At 70.5% G+C, this 19,512-nt stretch carries 15 protein-coding genes and 1 pseudogene; 5 read left to right on the top strand and 11 right to left on the bottom strand.

Features of this window, described 5'->3' with window-relative positions; translation table 11 throughout:
* The 6 genes and pseudogenes from AB0305_RS07335 to AB0305_RS07310 all read right to left on the bottom strand — a co-directional run.
* A pseudogene (locus tag AB0305_RS07335) lies at positions 1 to 206 on the bottom strand (MFS transporter); the annotation flags it as partial.
* The gene (locus tag AB0305_RS07330; protein ID WP_364138125.1) at positions 203 to 973 is read right to left on the bottom strand and encodes a DeoR/GlpR family DNA-binding transcription regulator; all 771 of its coding nucleotides are present in this window, start codon (positions 971 to 973) and stop codon (positions 203 to 205) included. The pseudogene AB0305_RS07335 and the gene AB0305_RS07330, both read right to left, overlap by 4 nt.
* Positions 974 to 1,029: 56 nt before the next feature.
* A complete protein-coding gene (locus AB0305_RS07325) occupies positions 1,030 to 2,712 on the bottom strand; it encodes an ATP-binding cassette domain-containing protein (protein WP_364138122.1) in 1,683 nt (560 codons plus the stop codon).
* A 57-nt stretch (positions 2,713 to 2,769) separates the two neighbouring features.
* Complete coding sequence (locus AB0305_RS07320; protein WP_364138119.1) at positions 2,770 to 4,797, bottom strand: penicillin-binding transpeptidase domain-containing protein; 2,028 nt, start codon at positions 4,795 to 4,797, stop codon at positions 2,770 to 2,772.
* Positions 4,798 to 4,880: 83 nt separating this feature from the next.
* Positions 4,881 to 5,543 (bottom strand): response regulator transcription factor, encoded by a 663-nt coding sequence (locus AB0305_RS07315; RefSeq protein ID WP_364138116.1) that lies wholly within the window; start codon positions 5,541 to 5,543, stop codon positions 4,881 to 4,883.
* Positions 5,540 to 6,814, bottom strand: coding sequence for a sensor histidine kinase (locus AB0305_RS07310; RefSeq protein WP_364138113.1), 1,275 nt, complete (start codon positions 6,812 to 6,814; stop codon positions 5,540 to 5,542). The genes AB0305_RS07315 and AB0305_RS07310 overlap by 4 nt, the downstream gene beginning before the upstream one ends.
* Positions 6,815 to 7,000: 186 nt before the next feature.
* On the opposite strand from AB0305_RS07310, the gene AB0305_RS07305 reads away from it, so the two are divergent.
* Positions 7,001 to 8,092 carry an FtsX-like permease family protein gene (locus tag AB0305_RS07305; protein WP_364138111.1) on the top strand — a complete coding sequence of 364 codons (1,092 nt, stop codon included), beginning with the start codon at positions 7,001 to 7,003 and terminating at the stop codon, positions 8,090 to 8,092.
* A 58-nt stretch (positions 8,093 to 8,150) separates the two neighbouring features.
* Positions 8,151 to 8,846, top strand: a complete 696-nt coding sequence (locus AB0305_RS07300) for an ABC transporter ATP-binding protein (protein WP_364138108.1) — start codon at positions 8,151 to 8,153, stop codon at positions 8,844 to 8,846.
* On the opposite strand, the gene AB0305_RS07295 is transcribed toward AB0305_RS07300, so the two are convergent.
* From AB0305_RS07295 to AB0305_RS07275, 5 genes are all read right to left on the bottom strand, one after another.
* Positions 8,843 to 10,303, bottom strand: coding sequence for an NAD(P)/FAD-dependent oxidoreductase (locus tag AB0305_RS07295; protein ID WP_364138105.1), 1,461 nt, complete (start codon positions 10,301 to 10,303; stop codon positions 8,843 to 8,845). The two genes, AB0305_RS07300 and AB0305_RS07295, sit on opposite strands and share 4 nt — an antisense overlap.
* On the bottom strand, positions 10,296 to 11,771 hold the full coding sequence (locus AB0305_RS07290) for a glycosyltransferase 87 family protein (RefSeq protein ID WP_364138102.1): 1,476 nt from the start codon (positions 11,769 to 11,771) through the stop codon (positions 10,296 to 10,298). Before AB0305_RS07290 ends, AB0305_RS07295 begins: the two co-directional genes overlap by 8 nt.
* Positions 11,772 to 11,960: 189 nt before the next feature.
* Positions 11,961 to 12,101 carry a hypothetical protein gene (locus tag AB0305_RS07285; RefSeq protein WP_290257125.1) on the bottom strand — a complete coding sequence of 47 codons (141 nt, stop codon included), beginning with the start codon at positions 12,099 to 12,101 and terminating at the stop codon, positions 11,961 to 11,963.
* A 728-nt stretch (positions 12,102 to 12,829) separates the two neighbouring features.
* Positions 12,830 to 13,414, bottom strand: coding sequence for a histidine phosphatase family protein (locus AB0305_RS07280; protein WP_364138099.1), 585 nt, complete (start codon positions 13,412 to 13,414; stop codon positions 12,830 to 12,832).
* The gene (locus AB0305_RS07275) at positions 13,414 to 14,880 is read right to left on the bottom strand and encodes a CCA tRNA nucleotidyltransferase (RefSeq protein WP_364138096.1); all 1,467 of its coding nucleotides are present in this window, start codon (positions 14,878 to 14,880) and stop codon (positions 13,414 to 13,416) included. Before AB0305_RS07275 ends, AB0305_RS07280 begins: the two co-directional genes overlap by 1 nt.
* 171 nt (positions 14,881 to 15,051) lie before the next feature.
* Between AB0305_RS07275 and AB0305_RS07270 the strand changes: the two genes are divergently transcribed.
* From AB0305_RS07270 to AB0305_RS07260, 3 genes are all read left to right on the top strand, one after another.
* Complete coding sequence (locus AB0305_RS07270; RefSeq protein WP_290257121.1) at positions 15,052 to 15,603, top strand: NUDIX hydrolase; 552 nt, start codon at positions 15,052 to 15,054, stop codon at positions 15,601 to 15,603.
* 59 nt (positions 15,604 to 15,662) lie between these two features.
* Positions 15,663 to 17,789 carry a murein biosynthesis integral membrane protein MurJ gene (murJ, locus tag AB0305_RS07265; RefSeq protein WP_364138093.1) on the top strand — a complete coding sequence of 709 codons (2,127 nt, stop codon included), beginning with the start codon at positions 15,663 to 15,665 and terminating at the stop codon, positions 17,787 to 17,789.
* A gap of 169 nt (positions 17,790 to 17,958) precedes the next feature.
* Positions 17,959 to 19,509, top strand: a complete 1,551-nt coding sequence (locus tag AB0305_RS07260) for an ABC transporter substrate-binding protein (RefSeq protein ID WP_364138090.1) — start codon at positions 17,959 to 17,961, stop codon at positions 19,507 to 19,509.
* Positions 19,510 to 19,512: the final 3 nt, after the last annotated feature.

Genomic DNA, 19,512 nt, shown 5'->3' with positions numbered 1-19,512 from the left:
CAGCCGGCGGTCGGCAGGGCGATCAGCGACCCGACGGCCACGCAGAGCAGCAGCGTTCCCATCTGGCCCGAGGTGATGCCCAGGATGTCGGTGACCGCGGGGATCCGGGCGGCCCAGCTGGCGAAGACCAGCCCGTTGATGCCGAAGACCAGGAAGGTGGCCGTGGCCGCCGCTCTGAGGGGTTGGCGGGTCTGAAGCTTGCTCATACGGTTACCACTTCCACACAGTGACGGGCGAGTTCGGCGCGGTCCGCCGGGGTCAGGTCTTTGTCGGTCACCAGGACGTCCACGGCGTCCAGGACGGCCACCAGCGCTACGGCGCCGGCGTCCCATTTGGCCGCCGAGCAGGCGGCGATCACGCGACCGGCCGACTCAAGTCCGGCGCGTTTGACGGCGGCGTCCTCCAGGTCGTGGGCCAGCAGGCCGTCGCGCAGGCTTACCGCGCAGGGGGTGACGACGGCGGTGTCGAACCGAAGGGCCCGGACGGTGGACTCGGTCAGCGGGCCGCGGAAGGAGAGTTCTCCGGGACTCAGGCTGCCACCGGGCAACAGCAGCCCGGCGCGCCGGCCGGCCGTGGGGCCGCCGGCGAGGGCGTTGACGGCGGGCAGGGACATGGGCATGACGGTCAGTTCACGGTGTTGCAGCTGCCGGGCCACCTCGGTGGCGGTGGTGCCGCTGTCCAGCCAGACGTGGGTCCGGTCCCGGAGGAGTCCGGCCACGCCGGCGGCGATGCGGGCCTTGGCCTCCTGGTCCTCGAGTTCGCGCTGGCCGTATTCGGGGTGCTCGCCGCCCGCGACGAGGCTCTGCGCCCCGCCGTGGACCCGGCGGAGCACGCCGTTGAGGGCCAGGACGTCCAGGTCGCGCCGGATGGTGGCGCCGGAGGCGCCGCACTCGGCGACCAGTTCCTCCACGCTCACGTGGTCCCGGCGGCGCAGCAGTTCGCCGATGCGGCGGTGCCGCTGCTCAGTGTTCATGAGCAAACTCTAGCGTTAAACGATCAAATGATCACGCGCAACGCTCATGTGCGCATTCAGCGGACCCGGTCGACGCGCTTTTCGTCCCAGACCGGCTCCGCAGATTCGTAGACCTTGCCGTCGGAGCCGAAGACGAGGAAGCGGTCGAAGGTCCGCGCGAACCAGCGGTCGTGGGTGACGGCCAGGACGGTGCCCTCGAAGTGGCCGATGGCCCGTTCCAGCGCCTCGGCCGAGTGCAGGTCCAGGTTGTCGGTGGGCTCATCGAGCAACAGCAGGGTGGCGCCGGAGAGCTGCAGCAGCAGGATCTGGAACCTGGCCTGCTGGCCGCCGGAGAGGGACTCGTACTTCTGCTCGGACTGGCCCGCCAGGCCGTAGCCGTCCAGCGCGCCGGCGGCGGCCTCGCGGGCCAGGCCGGAGCGGTGTTCGTCGCCGCGGTGCAGGATCTCCAGCAGGGTCTTACCCAGGAGGTCCGGGCGGACGTGGGTCTGGGCGAAGAAGCCGGGCCGGATCCGGGCGCCGAGCTTCACCGTGCCCTCGTGTGGGACCTCGGCGATCTCGACGTCGGAGACGGGCAGGTGTTCGCGTTCCGGGTCGGTGCCACCGGTCGCCAGCAGACGCAGGAAGTGGCTCTTGCCGGAGCCGTTGGAGCCGAGCACGCCCACCCGGTCACCGAACCAGATCTCGGTGGAGAACGGCTTCATCAGCCCGGTGAGCTCCAGCTTTTCGGCCACGACGGCGCGCTTGGCGGTCCGGCCGCCCTTGAGCCGCATCTGCACGTTCTGCTCGATCGGCAGGGCCTCGGGCGGGCCGGCCTCGAGGAACTTCGCCAGCCGGGTCTGCGCGGCGTGGTACCGGTTGGCCATGTCGGAGCGGAACGCGGCCTTGTTCTTGTACATGTTGACGAGTTCCTTGAGCTTCACGTGCTCCTCGTCCCAGCGCTTGCGGAGCTCCTCGAAGCGGGCGTTGCGGTCCGCGCGGGCCTCTACGTAGGAGCCGAAGCCGCCGCCGTGGACCCAGGCGCCGGCGCCGTTGATGCCCGGTTCCAGGGTGACGATGCGGCCGGCGGCGTTGTTCAGCAGCTCGCGGTCGTGGCTGATGAAGAACACGGTCTTCTTCGAGTCGTTGAGCTTCGCCTCGAGCCAGCGCTTGCCGGGGACGTCCAGGTAGTTGTCCGGTTCGTCCAGCAGCAGCAGTTCGTCCGGGCCGGCGAAGAGGGCCTCGAGGACCAGGCGCTTCTGTTCGCCGCCGGAGAGGCTTGAGGCGGGCCGGTGCTGGGCGCGGTCGAAGGGCAGGCCCAGCGCGGCCATGCAGACCTCGTCCCAGACGGTTTCGACGTCGTATCCGCCGGCGTCGCCCCAGTCCACGATCGCCTGGGCGTACTTCATCTGGGTCGGCTCGTCGTCATGTTCGATCATGGCCAGTTCGGCCTCGTCGACGGCGCGCGCGGCCGCGGCCAGCGCGGGCGGCGCGGCGGAGACCAGCAGGTCCCGGACCGTGGAGTCGTCGCGGACCTGGCCGACGAATTGCCGCATGATGCCCATGTTGCCGGAGCGGCCGATCACGCCCTCGTCCGGCGTGAGGTCACCGGCGATGATGCGGAAGAGCGTGGTCTTGCCGGTTCCGTTGGGTCCAATCAGCGCCGTCTTGGTGCCGTCGGGGACCTTGAAGGTCACGCCGTTGAGCAGCTGGGTGCCATCGGAGAGGAAGTAGTCGATGCCGGAAACGTCAATATGGGCCACGCTTCCATCCTCGCACGGAGCCCCGCGGTCACGGCCGCGGGGCTCCGGGGTGCCGGCCTAGCCGGCGCCGGTCAGGAACTCCTTGAGCAGCGGCCCGGAGGTGGTGGCGCCGAGGCCGCCGTCCTCCACGAAGACGGCGACGGCGAGGTCGCCGTGCGTAGCCACGATCCAGGCGTGGGTCTTCGGCGGGTTGTCCGAGCCAAACTCGGCCGTGCCCGTCTTGGCCCCCACCGGGGCGCCGGGAACGGAGGCGAGGAAGCCGGCGTGCCCGGAGGTGATAACGGCGCGCATCATGTCGGCCAGGGACGCCGCCTCGGCCGGGGTCAGCGGGGTACCGGAGGCCGTCGGGGCGGCGGTCGCCGAGGAGGTCGCACCCGGCGACCCGCTGGCGGAAGCACTTGAGGCTGCCGTCGCGGCGGGAGACGCGGAGCCGGTGGAACCGGCCGTCGTTCCCGCCGTGCCGGCGGGTGCATCGGGGTTGGTGACCAGGACCGGCGACACCGGGGCGCCCTTGGCCACGGAACCGGCCATCACCGCCGCCACCAGCGGGGACAGCAGGACCTTGCCCTGGCCGATCATCGAGGCGGCGTGTTCGGTGCCGCCGGCCTGGCCGGGAACCGACCCCAGAAACGCGGCCGCGCCGAGCTTCGGGGCGTCGACGCCCACGCCCAGGGACGCCGCGGTGCTTTCCAGCTGGGCCTGGCTGACCTTGTCCCGGGCGTTGATGAAGGCGGTGTTGCAGGAGTGCGCGAAGGCATCCCGCAGGGCCACCGAGCCCAGCGAGGAGGCAGGGTAGCCCTCCGCGTTCTTGAAGGTCCGGCCGTCCACCTCCAGGGTGGCGGGGCAGTCGACCTTGCTGTCCGGGGTCATGCCGCCGCGGATCAGCGCCAGGGAATCGACGATCTTGAAGATGGATCCGGGGGCGTACTGTCCCAGCATGGCGGTGTCGTAGCCGTTGCTGCCGGGTCCGGAGGCGGCGGCAAGCACGGCGCCGCTGGAGGGCCGGAGCGCCACGATCGCGGACGCCGGTCCCACCTTGGCCAGGGTGTCCTCGGCCAGTTGCTGCAGCTTCGGATCCAGGGTGGTCTTCAGCGGGGCGCCCGGCTTCATGGCGACCTGGAAGAGCATGCGGCGGCCGGCGTTGGGCTGGGCCTGGCGCTGTTCCGGGGTGAGGCCGGGGACCTGGGCAAAGACCTGAACGCCGTCCGTGCCGCGCAGCCGGGCGTCGTACTGCTGCTGCAGGCCGCCCGTGCCGGTGCTGTCCCCGCTTTTGAGGGCACCACCGGATTTCTCGATCTGTTCGGCGCTGGCCTCGGCCACGGAGCCGAGGACGGCGCGGGCAAAGGTCCGCGTGGGGGCGAGCGGGAGCGCATCGGCGATGGCCCGGGCACCGGGGATCGCGCCGATCTGCTCGTCCGTGATGGTCCGGCCGTCCTGGCGCAGGGTGATGGCGGCGACGAAGGCCTGCGGGCCGGCGGCCTGCACCTGCTGGGTGTATCCGGCCGGGTCCACGCCCACCAGGGCCGCGAGCTTCGCGGCTGATGCCGCCGGATCGGCCCCGCCGAGGGCGGGCTTGTCGATGCCGACGTTGACCACCGGGCGGGAGGTCACCAGCGGCACGTCCCCGGCGCCGAGGATATCGGCCCGCTGGGGCGACTGCGTGGAGGTGGCCAGCACCTCGGTGTCGGTCAGGCCGGGCGCCAGCAGGTCCGGCTTCCAGACGGTCTGCCAGGTGTCTCCGGCCTTCTTCAGCTGGGCGGACACGGTGTACTTCCATTCGGATCCGCCGATGGTCCAGCTGATGTCCAGCGGGAGGGTGGCGGTGTCCTTGTCCACGGTGAGGTCGCCGCCGTGGACCGTGGGCTTGGCCGGTTCGAGGGCCTTGAAGGCCTCGTGCAGCCGGTCATTGGCGGCGGAGGAGTCCTTGCCCTGGAACGGGACCGCGCCGACGTCGAGCGCGGAGAGGCCGGAGGCGAGCTTGTTGGCGGCGTCCTGGGCCCCCGAGCGGCCGTCGTCGCAGGCCACCAACGAGGCGGCGAGCACCAGTCCGGTCAGGCCAAACGTCAGTATGTGTTTTTTCCCCATTCGCGCCATTATGCCCTGAGCCCCGGATATCGCCGTGTCACGCGGCGTCCCCCGGGGTCCCGGCGTTCACCCGCCGGGCAGTCTCACCCGCCGGCGGGGCGGATGATCCGGCGTTGCGTCGCCGCGGCAATGGCCGCCGTCCGGTTGTCGACGCCGAGTTTGGCGTAGATGTGCGCCAGGTGGGTCTTCACGGTGGCCTCGGAGATGAACAGTTCCTTGGCGATGGCGCGGTTGGCCAGGCCGGTGGCCAGCAGTTCCAGCAGTTCCAGCTCCCGGGCGGAGAGGGCCGGTTCCGGGTTCCGGATCCGGCCGAGCAGCCGCGCAGCAACCTCGGGGGCGAGGGCGGTGCGGCCGGCGGCGGCGGCCAGGACGGCGTCGCGGAGCTGCTCGGGCGGGGCGTCCTTGAGCATGTAGCCGCTGGCGCCGGCTTCCACCGCGGCCAGGATGTCGGCGTCGGAGTCGAAGGTGGTGAGGATCAGGACCGGGGGCGGGGGAGTCCCGGCCGCGCCGGCGCGGATCCGGCCGGTCGCGGTGACGCCGTCCATGCCCGCGCCCATCTGCAGGTCCATGAGGACGACGTCGGCCGGTTCGCCGAGTGTGTGGAGACGGGAGAGTTCGGCGATCGCGGCGGCGCCGTCGGCGGCTTCCGCGGCGACGGTGATGCCCTCGCAGCCGGCCAGCATGGCCCGCAGACCGGCGCGGACCACGGGATGGTCATCGACCAGCAGGACGCGGATGTCGTTCACGCGGCCGCACCGCCCAGCGGCAGGCGGAGCGCCACCACGGTGCCCTCCCCGGGCGCGGACTCGACGACGAAGGATCCGCCGAGCGCGGCCAGCCGGTCCTGCAGGGAGCGCAGGCCGAAGCCGGAGCCGTCCGTGCGGCCCGCGGTGGCCCGCGGGTCGAAGCCCTGCCCGTCGTCGAAGATGTCCATAGTGACCTCCGTGTCGAGGAATCCGAGCGTGACCACGGCGGTGCCGGCGGCGGCGTGGCGGCGGACGTTGGCCAGGCTGGCCTGGGCGGCGCGCAGCAGGGTGGCCTGGTAGGGCCGGGGCAGCTCAACGGGAGTACCGGTGAGCTCAAGCCGGCAGGCCAGGGGCGTTCCCTGCGCGGCGGCCTCGGCCTCCGTACTCTCGCAGAGCCGGCGCAGGCTGGTCGGCAGCGAGTCGCGTTCCAGGACGGGCGGCTGCAGCCCGCGGACGAAGTTGCGGGCCTCGGCCAGGTTTCCGGCGGCCGTGGCCTGGACCGTGTGCAGCCGCGCGGCGGCGAGGTCTGTATCTCCCGCGGCCAGCGCCTGCTCCGCGGAGCGTCCCATCAGCACGATGCTGGAGAAGCCCTGGGCCAGGGTGTCATGGATTTCGCGGGCCAGCCGGGCGCGTTCGGCGAGGATGCCGGCGTCGTGTTCGCTGCGGGCCAGCTCGGCGCGGGTGCGCCGGAGTTCCTCCGCCACGCGGCGCTGCTCCTTCGCCTCGGTGTAGAGCGCCCGGTAGGCGAGGCCGGTGACGACGGCGAACGCGGCGCCGAAGCTGGGTCCCAGCACCATCGGCAGCTGCAGCGGCGTCCCGGCGGGGCCGCCGCCGTGGAACCAGAGCGCGGCGATGACCAGGGCGGTGCTAACGGCGATCGCGGCGAGGGCACCCGCCCGGGGCAGCACCTGAAGCTGGAGGAAGAACAGCGGGAAGGCGAGCCAGACGAAGTCGGTGCTGCCGGCGATCAGGGCCAGCCAGAGCAGGCACACAAGCGCGAGCCACCAGCGGGCGTGCGGACTCGGGTCGAAACGGCCGGGCAGCGCCGCGTGCCGCTTCTCCAGGACCGTCCCGGCCAGGTAGACCCCGGCGAGGGCGACGGCCAGGACCAGCTGCAGCCAGGCCGCGCCGGTGCCCAGGCCGCCGGCCAGCAGCCGCGCAACCGCCACCAGCAGGAGCACCGCGAAGCCGACGTGCAGGCTCACGCGCAGCACGCGCAGGATCACCGCCGTGCCCGCCGCCTGCCGGGTGTCCCCCGCTTCCCTTTCCATGTCCTCAGCCTAGCTTTGGCATCCTGCCCGGGAGCCCGCCAATGGCCCGCGGGACACCGTAATCATCCTTTTGGATGATCCGGCACCCCTCCGATCGTCCCGCCGGGATCATCCGGGCACCCGATGGAATGGGCACCGGCCCCGGCCAGAGTGGAAGAAAGGCTTTTCAACCCGCAAAGGACACCCATGTTTCTCGCTCTCCGCGACATCCGCTTCGCCAAGGGCCGTTTCGCCCTGATGGGCGGCGTCGTCGCCCTGATCACCCTGCTGCTGGTGATGCTCTCCGGCCTCACCGCCGGCCTCGGCAACCAGTCAACCTCCGCCATCGCCGCCCTCCCGGCGGACCACATCGTGTTCGGCGCCCCCGCCGGGACCACACCCACCGCCTCCTACACGGAGTCCTCCGTCACCGCGGCCCAGCTGGCCCGCTGGAAGAACCACGACGGCGTCACCAGCGCGGAGCCGCTGGGCATCAGCCAGACCCGCTTGCAGGCCGTGGCCCCGGGCGGGGAACCCGCCGGCTCGGCGAATGTTGCCGTCTTCGGCGTGACCGGGGACGGCGCGCTGGCCCCCGCGCAGGTGGCCGAGGGCACCGTGGTGATCGGGGCCGGCCTGGCCAAGGACCTGGACCTCGCACCGGGGCGCCGGGTCAGCGTGGGCGGCAGCTCCCTGGCCGTCGCCGCGGTGGTTCCGGACCAGTGGTACTCGCACACCGCCGTGGTCTGGACCTCCCTGGCGGACTGGCGCACCCTCTCACACCTCACCGACCCGGCCGCCGTGGCCACGGTCCTGGCCGTCGGCACCTCGGCCGGGACGGACCTCGGCGCCGCCGACGCCGCCGCGGGAACCGTCAGCGCCACCCGCAGCGGCTCCTTCCAGGCCCTCGGCTCCTACCGCAGCGAAAACGGTTCCCTGCTGCTGATGCAGTCCTTCCTCTACGGCATCAGTGCCCTGGTGGTGGCCGCCTTCCTGACCGTGTGGACCGTCCAGCGGACCCGTGACATCGCCGTCCTCAAGGCGCTCGGCGGTTCCACCCGATACATCCTCCGGGACGCCATGGTCCAGGCCGCCGCCGTGCTGGCCGCGGGGGCCCTGGCCGGAGGCGCGGCGGGCGCTTTCGGCGGACTGCTCGCCGGGAAGGCCGCGCCGTTCCTCACGGGCCCGGCCACCACGCTGCTGCCCGTCGCCGGCGTCGTGCTCCTGGGGCTCGCTGCCTCCGTCCTCGCGGTCCGCGGCGTCACCCGGGTGGACCCGCTGCTGGCCCTCGGCGGCAACTAACGCGGCGTGCCACCGGCACCCGCACCCTCACCCTAAACATTCCTCGAAAGGCATATTCATGAAGTCCGTCCTCAGCCTCCGCGACGTCACCCTCGACTACCCCGACGGCGGCAGCACGCTGCGCGCCCTGGACCGGGTCAGCCTGGACCTGGCCGCCGGCACGTTCCTGGCCTTGCTGGGTCCGTCCGGATCCGGGAAGTCATCGCTGCTGGCGGTGGCCGCCACCCTGATCCGCCCGAGCTCCGGCACCGTCCTGGTGGCCGGCCAGGACGCGGGGTCCCTGTCCGACGCGGCCCGCTCGGCGCTGCGGCGGGACCGGGTCGGGATCATCTTCCAGCAGCCCAACCTCCTGCCCTCCCTGACCGCCGTGGAACAGCTCCTCCTGGCAGCGCACCTGCGCGGAGAACAGCCGCGGCAGGCCCGGGAGCGCGCCGGGACGCTGCTGGACCGCGTGGGCCTGGCCGCCGCGGGAGACCGCCGGCCGCACCAGCTCTCCGGCGGCCAGCGGCAGCGCGTCAACATCGCCCGGGCCCTGATGGCCGACCCGGCCCTGCTGCTGGTGGATGAGCCGACGGCGGCGCTGGACCAGCAGCGCAGCGGGGACATCGTCCGGTTGCTGCGGGAGGTCACCGACGAATTCGGCGTCGCAACGCTAATGGTCACCCACGACGCGGACCTGGTGCCGCACACCGACGCCGTCGCCACGATGGCCGACGGTCGGCTCTCGCTCGGCGCCCTGCAGGGCGCGCACTAGCCGGCGGCCGCGTCCCCCACCGGGCCCAGTGCGGGAACCGGGAGACCGAAGACGTCCCGGAGCGCGTGCCGGGCGGCGTGGAAGCCGGGCATGCCGGTCACGCCGGGCCCGGGCGGGGTGGCCGAAGAGCAGAGATAGAGCCCGCGGACGGGGGTCCGCCACGGGACGGGCCGGAACACCGGACGGGCCAGCAGACCGCGCAGGTCCATGGCCCCGGCGCTGAAGTCCCCGCCGACATAGTTTTCGTTGTAGGCGCCGAGGTCCGCCGCCGTGGTCACCCGCTGGTCCACGATCAGGTCCCGGAAGCCGGGGGCGAATCGCTCCAGCTGGGCCGTGACCTCGGCGCCCATGTCCACGGTGGACCCGGCCGGGACGTGGCAGTAGGTCCAGAGGATGTGCCGGCCGGCGGGGGCGCGGCCGGTGTCGAAGGTGGAGGGCTGGGAGACCAGGACGTAGGGCCGCTCCGGGTGCTGCCCGGAAGCCACCAGGTGCTCGGCCTCGGCGGTCTCGGCCCGGGTTCCGCCGACGTGAACCGTGCCGGCCCCGGCGAGCTCCGGGGCGGCCCAGGGGACGGGGCCGGAGAGGATGTAGTCCACCTTGCAGGCGCCGTTGCCGAACCGGTAGTCCTCCAGGGCGCGGCGGTAACGGGCCGGGAGCCGGTTGCCGGCGATCCGCAGCAGCCCGGGCGGGGCCACGTCGAACAGGGTGGCCCGTGCCGGCGGCAGGTCCGTCAGGGCATCGATCCGGGTGCCGGTGTGGATCCGGCCGCCGTGCGCTTCAATGTCCGCGATCATCGCCTGTGCGATGGAGGAGGAACCGCCCACCGGGATGGGCCAGCCCCCGGCATGTCCCAGGGCACCGAGGACCAGGCCGGCGCCGGCGGCCGGGAGGGTGGGCAGCGGGGCGACGGCGTGGGCGGCCACCCCGGTCAGGAGCGCGGGGGCGAGATCCTCACGGAAGCGGGCATCCCACAGCCGGGTGCCCTGTTCAAGGGTGCGCAGGCCGAAGACCGCGGCGGCGACGGGATCGCTGGGGATCCGCAGCAGCTGGTTGAGGGCAACGTCCATGACTCCCTCGAGGCGTTGCAGCAGCGGGGTCATCAGCCGCCGGTACGCAGCGCCGTCGCGGCCCAGGGCGGCTGCCGTGCGCCCCAGGGAGCGGTAGCCGAGCGCGGCCCGGCCACCGTCGAGGGGCGCCCCGTGGGAGAGCTCGGGGGTCACGACGTCGATCCGCCGGGAGAGCCCGAACTCGCGGAAGAACGGCGAGGCCAGCGCCATGGGATGGACGGCCGAGCACACGTCGTGCAGGTGGCCCGGTTCCATCAGTTCCATGGTCCGGAGGCCGCCGCCGGGGGTGGGTGCGGCCTCGTACACGTCCACGGCGAGGCCGGCGCGGGCCATCGTCACGGCCGCGGCGAGGCCGTTGGGGCCCGCTCCCACCACCGCGACGTCAGGCATCGGAGCCCACCTTCGCCGTCCGCCACGGCAGGACCGAGGACGCCGGGTGCCGGAGGTCGATCCGCAGCCGGTCAGCGGCGCCGTCGAAGGGACCTCCATGGGGATCGTCCACGCGCTGCCGGCGGATGATGTCCCGGTCCGGCTCGACGACGTCCCAGGCCACCCGCGCCATCAGATATGCCGTGGCCAGCATGTGCGCGACGACGGCCAGGACGTAGTAGGGCATGTCGATGTTGTGCTGGGAGGGGCCGCCGCTGGTGACCTGACCCAGGAACATCCACACGGCCGCCCAGTGCAGTGCCTCGATGGCCTGCCAGATGAGGAAGTCGCGCCACCGCGGCCGGGCCAGGGCCAGCAGCGGGATGAGCCAGATGACGAACTGGGGCGAGTAGACCTTGTTGGTCAGGATGAAGGCGGCCACGATCAAGAAAACCAGTTGCGCCAGGCGGGGACGGCGCGGGGCGGCCAGGGCCAGCAGCGCGATCAGCACGCAGGCGGCCAGGAACAGGTCCATGGCCAGGGAATTGATGACGGCCGCCTCCAGCGGCTTCCAGCCGAGCCGGCCGGCCACCAGGTTGTACGCGAACCAGGGTGAGCTGTAGCCGGCGGGCCGGGACTCGGTGAACTGGTAGAAGTACTTCCATCCGGCCGGGTCTGCCAGCAGGGCGGGAAGGTTCACGGCAAGCCACGCCGCCGCGGCCGCCCCGGCGGTGGCGAGGAACGCCCGGATCCGTCCGGTGCGCAGCGCGAGCACCAGGATGGCGCCGAGGATCAGCAGCGGGTAGAGCTTGGTGGCGGTGCCCAGCCCGATGCAGATGCCGGCCAGGACCAGGTGGTTCCGGGAGAAGAAGTACATGGCCAGGGCCAGGAAACCCACGGCCCACATGTCCCAGTTGATGAATCCGGCCAGGATGATGCCGGGGGCCAGCGCCACCATGGCGGCGTCCCAGGGCCGCCGGCCGGCCGTGCGGGCGGTGACGAGGACGACGACGATCCAGACGGCCACCACCAGGGTGGCATTGACGTCGAAGTACGCGAGGACCCGGCCGGCGCCGGTTCCCGAGCCGGGTACCAGAAGGGCGGTGGCTCCGGCGATGAAGCCCATCAGGACCGGGTATTCGAAGTAGCTTCCGGCGGTGACGAACGGGAAGGCGCCATTGCCCAGTCCGCGGTTTCGAAAGAGTTCGGGGAAGTCGGAGTAGCAGGTGGCGTAAAACTGGCCGGGGGATTCCCAGCCGTTGCTCCGGCAGTAGCCCTTGACCAGGAGTGCCAGCAGCGCGGCCAGGACCGTCAGGATTCCAAGCACCCTCGGGACGGTGAAGAGGCCGGGAGAGACGACACCGGGCGCGGCGCGGCGCCCCATGGGTCCGCCGATCAGTTCGGTGAAGTTCCGTAGCAGCCGGTCACTGCGGGTGGGAACCACCAGTCGGCTCCTCCGGTGCTGGTCCGGCGGCATTGTCTCCTGCATGCCATGAGCTTACCGGGGGTTCGCGGCGGCCGGACGTGGCCCTGGGGACGACGGGCGGCCGGTTAAACGGGGGAGCCCACGCGTTGCCGCGTGGGCTCCTGGCGGGTAGCTCGGAATGGTCAATCTCATGGGTCCTCCTCTGATGGCTGCTGCGGTGTGCGTGACCTGGGCGGTCGGGGCAGCAGCGAATCAGCGGATCAGGCCCATCTGGTGCAGGGTCAGGTAGACGTCTTCACGCCGCTGTTCCAGCAGCTGGGCGTTGAACTGCGTCCGTTCCTTGCGGCCGGGCCGCGGACGGAAGACCGGCACGCGGGGGAGCTGTCGTTTCATTGGTTTCACCTCCCTCCGGAGGGTCGGGATGGAAGTCTGGGCGGGATCCGGCCGAAGCGGCAGGGCTCCGGGGTGCGGTGTGGGGCGGGTCAGGGACGGAACGACAGACACGTGTACTCCTGGGGTGAAGAGGGAAGGAATTTACGGGATATTTGGGCATGACAAATAGACCCCGGATAAATTGCAGATAATGTCACTAAAAGGGCAGCAAAAGAAGAGCCGTTTTAGTGCGTGAATTCGCCAAGCGAAGAATGCCGGGACTGAGCGTGAAAGATGCACCGCCGGGAAACAGAGTTCCGAATTGTGGTGCCGCGCGTTGTGATGGCCTGGCAGGGCGAAGGTGATGAAGAAGGAGGCTTTACCGGCAACTGTCCCGCCGAAGCCCGCGCCGTCCCTGATGCGGGAGGAGTCGGGCTAGCGGCGGTTCTGCAATCCCGGCACGTGGCCGGCGATCAGCGGAATCAGCAGGTGTGCATTCCAAAATTCGGGCGCCAGGCAACAACGGAGGCCGGGTTGGCGGTGAGGGTGAACATCCATCCGCGAGTCAAAGTAATCATTTTCCCAACCTCCTTTTCTGTTGTGCCATCGCTCCGGCTGACAGGCCGGGCGGTGAGCGCCGATACCCCGGCGGGACGCCTCTGGGGTTGGAAATAAAACTACATGATGAATGCAGGGGTTGACCACTTAATCCATAAAGTTTTATGGGAAAAAATTTTAAGGGAGCCGTTTTAGAGGCCCCAGCGCACCACTGCAGGGGTCTTTTTATCCCAGCCCAGGGTGCAGACCTTGGCTGTACCAAGGACGAAATGCCGTCCCTCGTGGGCGTCCAGTCCCAGCCACCGGGCGGTGAGGATGCGGGAGAAATGCCCGTGCGCCACGACCAGGACATTGTCGAGGCCGGACTCCAGCACCCTGGCCACGATCTTGTCCGCCCGAGCCGCGACGTCGTCGAGCGCTTCACCGTTTGGCACGCCGTGGGTCCAGATCAGGTAGTCCGGGTTGTCCTTCCGGATCAGGTCCGAGCTGATGCCCTCGTAGTCGCCGTAGTCCCACTCCACCGCCAGCGTTTCCAGCCGTGCGTCGGGGAAGCCGGCCAGTTCGGCCGTGCGGCGGGCGCGGCGCAGCGGCGAGGTGAGCACCAGGTCGAAGTCGACCCCGTCAAGGACCTTGCGGGCCTCCACGGCCTGCTGCTCGCCCTCCACCGTGAGGGGAAGGTCCGTCAGGCCCGTGTACTGGCCGCTCTTGGACCATTCGGTCTCGCCGTGGCGGAGGATCCAGAGCTGGGGGCGGGGGCCGTTGGCGGGTGCGGGCATTAGGACTCCTCAGAGGGTGCGACGGCGGCGGATTCCGGCTGCGCCGCCCACCATTCCAGCAGTTTGGCTTCGGCGGCGGCGGGCTCGAGCGGCCCGTTCTCCATCCGTACTTCCAGCAGGTACTTGTAGGCGCGGCCGACGACGGGTCCCGGCTTGAGGCCCAGCAGGGCCATGATGGCGCCGCCGTCGAGGTCCGGGCGGACCGCCTCCAGCGATTCCCGCTCGCGCAGCTCGGCGATCCGCGTCTCAAGGTCGTCGTAGGCGAAGGCGAGGCGTTCGGCCTTGCGCTGGTTGCGGGTGGTTACGTCGGACCGGGTCAGCCGGTGCAGCCGCTCCAGGAGGGGGCCGGCGTCGGTAACGTAGCGGCGGACGGCGGAGTCGCTCCAGCCGGCGTCGCCGTATCCGTAGAACCGCATGTGCAGTTCCACCAGGCGCGCAACGGCCTTGATGGTGTCGTTGTCGAAGCGGAGCGCCTTCATCCGCTTCGCGGTCAGCTTCGACCCCACCATGTCGTGGTGCCGGAAACTCACCGCGCCGCCCGCCTCGAAGCGCCGCGTGGCCGGCTTGCCGACGTCGTGCATCAGGGCCGCGAACCGCAGCACGAAGTCAGGGCCCGGGACGGGGCCTTCGGCGCCGGTCTCCAGGCCCGCGGTCTGCTCCAGGACCTGCAGCGAGTGCTGGTAGACGTCCTTGTGGCGGTGGTGTTCATCCGATTCGAGCCGAAGCGCGGACACCTCGGGCAGCACGTATTCGGCCAGGCCGGTGTCCACGAGGAGGTCGACGCCGGTCCTTGGCTGGGCGGCGCAGATGAGCTTGACCAGCTCGTCGCGGACACGCTCGTTGGAAATGATCTTGATCCGCTCCGCCATGGCGGTCATGGCGCGGCGGACGTCGGGGTGGACGGTCACACCCAGCTGCGCGGCGAAGCGGGCGGCCCGCATCATCCGCAGCGGGTCGTCCGAGAAGGAATCCTCGGGCGACCCGGGCGTGGACAGCGTGGAGGCGTGCAGGTCCCGGACCCCGCCGAACGGGTCCACCAGTTCCATCGAGGGCAGCCGGAGGGCCATGGCGTTGATGGTGAAGTCGCGGCGCAGCAGGTCATCGGTCAGGGAGGATCCGAACGCCACCACAGGTTTCCGTGACTCGGGGTCGTAGGCCTCGGCGCGGTAGGTGGTGATCTCGATCTGGAAACCGGCCTTGCGCATCCCGATGGTCCCGAAGGCGCGTCCGATCTCCCAGAAGTTGTCGGCCCATTTCTTGATCAGCGCGACGGTCTGGTCCGGGGTGGCGTCGGTGGTGAAGTCCAGGTCCGGCGATTCACGGCCCAGGAAGAGGTCCCGGACCGGGCCGCCGACCAGGGAGAGTTCGTGGCCGGCGTCGGCAAAACGCCGCCCCAGCTCAAGGACCACCGGGTCAACCTGGAAATCGACGGGGTGGGACTCGGTCTGGTGATGTGGGTGCGACATAGTCTCTTAAGCTTGTCAGAAATCCCCGCCAGCACCACACCGGGACGGACCGGGGACACCGGCCCGTCCGCGGCGGCCCGCGGGGGCGGGCCGAATCCGATTTTCCCGCCGTCCACTTTCCCGTCACGTTTAGGTCATCAAGTCCGGGCAAGAGTAGTTAGAGTGGACTTTATGGCCCACCCCGTACCGAGCGCTCCCGGCAGGAGGACGAACGCACCGTTGCCCTCGGCAATCGGTGGCAACGTCGCGCCGGCGCAGCAGCACGCGGGCCAGGCCTCCCTGCCTACCGTGGAGGAAGTTTCCGCGGGCGGCGTCGTGGTGGATACATCCGACGCCGAACTGCGCGTGGCGATCATCGCCCGGCTCAACCGCGGCGGCCGCCTCGAGTGGTGCCTGCCGAAGGGCCACCCGGAAGGCAAGGAAAGCAACGAGGAAGCGGCCGTCCGCGAGATCGCCGAAGAGACCGGCATCGAGGGCAAGATCCTCGCCCCGCTGGGAAGCATCGACTACTGGTTCACCGTCAGCGGGCACCGGGTCCACAAGACGGTCCACCACTATCTGTTGCAGGCCACCGGCGGCGAACTGACCATTGAGAACGATCCCGACCAGGAAGCCGTGGACGTGGCGTGGGTGCCGCTGACGGAACTGGCGCGGAAATTGTCCTTCCCCAATGAGCGCCGCATCGCCGACCTCGCCCGCGAAGTCCTTCCCGACCACCGCTAGGACCACGTCCGTACGGGCCGCGGTTGCGCCTATTCGGCCGCCCGGGTGAGACGATGAGAATGATGTCTGCCGCCCAGCCCCAGCCCGAGAAGTCCGCACCCTCCGAAGCCGCCGCCCCCCAGGCCGCCCGCGCCGGAGAGGCCCGGTCCAGCGCCGTCATGGCCGCCGGGACCCTGGTCTCGCGGTTCCTCGGATTCGCCAAGACCTGGATGCTGGCGCTGGCCCTGGGCCTCGGCTCGACGGTCACCGACACGTTCATCAATGCCAACAACCTTCCCAACTTGATCTTCCTGTTGGTGGCCGGCGGCGTCTTCAACGCCGTCCTGGTCCCGCAGATCATCAAGGCCAGCAAGGGCCCGGACCGCGGCGCCGACTACATCAGCCGCCTGCTCACCCTGGCCGTCGTCGTGCTGTTGTCCCTGACGCTGGTGGTGACGCTGCTGGCGCCCACCGTGATTGACCTGACCACCCAGGGGTATTCACCGCAGCAGAAGTCCCTGGCCGTGGCGTTCGCGTTCTGGTGCCTGCCGCAGATCTTCTTCTACGGCCTCTATGCCCTGCTGACCCAGGTCCTGAACGCCAACGGCGCGTTCGGGCCCGCCATGTGGGCACCGATCCTGAACAACGTCGTCGCCATCGCCGGCCTCGGTATGTTCATCTGGATCCTCGGCACCAACGAGGCCAACCCGCACACGCTGGACAACTGGGGATCCTTCCAGACGTTGCTGGTGGCCGGGTTCTCCACCATCGGCGTCGTGGCGCAGACGGCCATCCTGATGATCCCCGTGCTGCGGCTCCGGCTGGGGCTGCGTCCCCGTTTCGGCTGGCGCGGGGTGGGGCTGGGACAGGCCGCCAAGCTCAGCGTGTGGACGCTGGCGACGGCGGCTGTGGGGCAGCTGGCCTTCCTCTACATCATGCGCATCGCGACCATCCCCGGCGCCGAACGCCTCCGGCTCCAGGCCGAAGGACAGACCGAGGCGGCCGCCACGCTTCCCGGCAACGCCGTGCTGGAGGTGGCCAGCCAGCTGTACCTGCTGCCGCACTCGATCATCGCCCTCTCGCTCGCCACGGTGCTCTTCAACCGGATGACCCGCGCCTCCCAGGACGGGGACCGGGCCGGACTCCGCCGCGCGCTCAGCCACGGCCTGCGCACCATGGCGGTGGCGACAGTCTTCGGTGCACTGGCCCTCTTCGCACTGGCCGGCCCGCTGGGCATGTTCTTCTCCGGCGGTGACCGGCAGGACGGGGTCATGCTGGCCCAGACCCTGACCATCCTGGCCCTCAGCACCCCGTTCATGAGCGCCAACTTCATGATGTCGCGGGTGTTCTACGCCAACGAGGACGCCCGCACCCCCTTCTACATCCAGCTGGTCCTGGCCCTGGTGAACGTGGTGGCGGCCTTCTTCATCCAGTTCCTGCCCTTCGACCGGATCATCTTCGCCATTGCACTCCTCTACACCGGCGGCAACATCCTCTCCGTGATCGTCAGCGCCGGCTTCCTTCGGCGGCTCCTGGGCCACCTGGACGGCCCGCGCGTCGCCAGTTCCTACATCAAGATGGGCTACGCGGCCCTCGGTTCGGCTATCGCCGGGACCGGCGCCCTCTGGCTGCTGGGCAGCTACAACCCGGACGGCTTCGCCTGGAGCGGCCGGATCGCCGCACTGGCGACCGTCGCCGTCGTCGGCCCCATCATGCTGGCCGTCTACTTCGTGCTGCTGCGGGTGCTGCGGGTGAGCGAGCTCCAGGACCTCCTGCAGCCGCTGCTGGGCAGGCTGCGCCGCCGCCCGGCCGCCGCGGGTGCGGCAGGCGCCGCAGGGACAGGGGCGGACGCCACGGGCGAGGCTGGTTCCGGCTCGGGCGAGGAAGTAGCCGGGGAGGTTCCGGCGGCACGGACCGCACCGGTCCGGACGGTCCCCCAGCGGGCCACCACCTCCCTGGACACCGGTCTCATCCCGCGGATCTCGGGAGAGTTCGATTCGGCGTCCTTCCGCGTGGGTCCGGACGTCCGCGAGGAGGACACCAGTGGCTGGGGCCCCGACGGCGGCTACCTCCCCGAGGAGGAACGGCCCGCCACGTCTCGGGGCGGGGCGGGCCAGACGGAGATTCCACTGCCGGGCCGCCGCACCTACCAGGGCGACCCCGGACGCAACCCGTACTTCCCGGACGGGCAGGGCAACAAAAAGTAAGCCGCACCCCGAACGGAGGCCGTGGTCACCGGGCGCAACACCAGCATCAGTTAGGATCGAAGACTAACAAGGGGAGTTGCAGACCTGGGGTCCACCGGCTTTACCGGGGGCCGGCGTTGACCGTTAACGTCACCGGGGCCGGCAGTTCCGGACAGCCTAGGAGGAACACGTGTCCCACCCGATCGATGTCGGATCAGTACTCGGCGGCCGCTACAAGGTGACCGCCACGGTTCTGACCTCGCATGACGAGGATCTGGTGCTGGACGGCGTGGACCAGGTGCTGAACCGTCCCGTGAGCATCCTCGTTGCTGGCCCGGGAAACGCCGACCAGGTGGCCCAGAGCGCCCGCGAGGTGGCCACCGGCGAACGCCCCGGACAGGTGCAGATCCTGGACCTCGGAGTCAGTGACGACGCCACCTACCTGATCACCAACCACACCTCCGCGGCGGACCTGCTGGACCTCGTGGTCAGCTCCAACCCGCCCTACGTGGAGCCGTTCTTCACCGACACGCTGGGCAGTGAGATCTTCGGCCAGGCCCGGTCGAACGAGCCCGAAACCTATGACGGCCTCTACGACGACGAGGAAGTCGACGCCGGCTACATCAACTACGGCGACCAGCAGCAGCGGCCAGCCACCCAGCCGGTGGTTCCGCCGCGGCAGGCCCCCGCCCCGCCGGCAGCAGCGCCGAAGACGGAGCACCGGGGAGCCGGAGCGGCCGCCGCCGCAGGTGTTGCCGGAGCAGCCGCAGGCGCGGCCGCCGCGAAGGCAGCGAAACCGTCGAAGGCCCCGAAGACCGCACCGCAGGACGCCGCGCCGCAGCCGACCGTGGCCAACCCGGTCCAGCCGGCACAGTCCGCGAAGTCCGCTCCGACGCCGTCGAACCCCAAGGTTTCCCTGTGGCAGGACGACGATTACGACGACGCCGTCCCGGACCAGCGCACGATGGCACGGGAGAAGTCCTCCGGCCCCGCAGCCGGCCGCGCCGCCGCAACCCTGCCCGCCTTTGCCCGCAAACCCGCCACGGACGGCCCGGGGGACTACGACGACGATGACGATGACGCACCTCGCCGCGAGCCCCGCTCCATGCGGTGGCTGGTCGGCGCGTTGCTGGCCGCCGTCCTGGTCATCGGCCTGATCTTCGCGGTCACCAACCTGGGCGGCCTCTTCAAGGGCGGCACACCGCAGGCAGCGAAGACGACCTCGACTTCCACCGGTACCCCCGAGCAGTCCGGCACGCCATCGACGAGCCAGAGTGCCCCGCCGGCCGCGGTTCCGCCGGCGATCGAATCCGTGTCCCGCCAGGGCAACTTCGACTTTGCGGCCACCTACGACGGCGACCTGGTCAAGACGTACGACGGCAACGCCGCCAGCTACTGGTCCGACATGGAATTCGCCACCGACGCCTGGGGCGGCTTCGCTCCGGACGGCGTCCCGCTGGTGGTCAAGCTCAAGGGCCAGGCCAAGGTCTCCTCCGTCACGCTCAGCCAGCTCGGTGCCTCCGGCGGCAACATCAGCGTCTACACCGCCGACCAGCCCTCGCTCGACGGCGCCAAGCTGGTGGGCAGCAACAGCTTCACCTCGCCGGAGTTGACGCTGCCGTTGCAGGAACCGGTGACCGCGCAGTACGTCATCATCCAGATCAAGAACCTGCCGAAGCTGGCCGCCCCGAAGACCCGCTACGGTTTCGGCCTGCGGCTCGCGGAGATCAAGGTCCAGTAGCCG

The organism is Arthrobacter sp. NPDC080086 (assembly GCF_040702285.1).
This window is presented reverse-complemented; position numbering and strand designations above follow the sequence as displayed.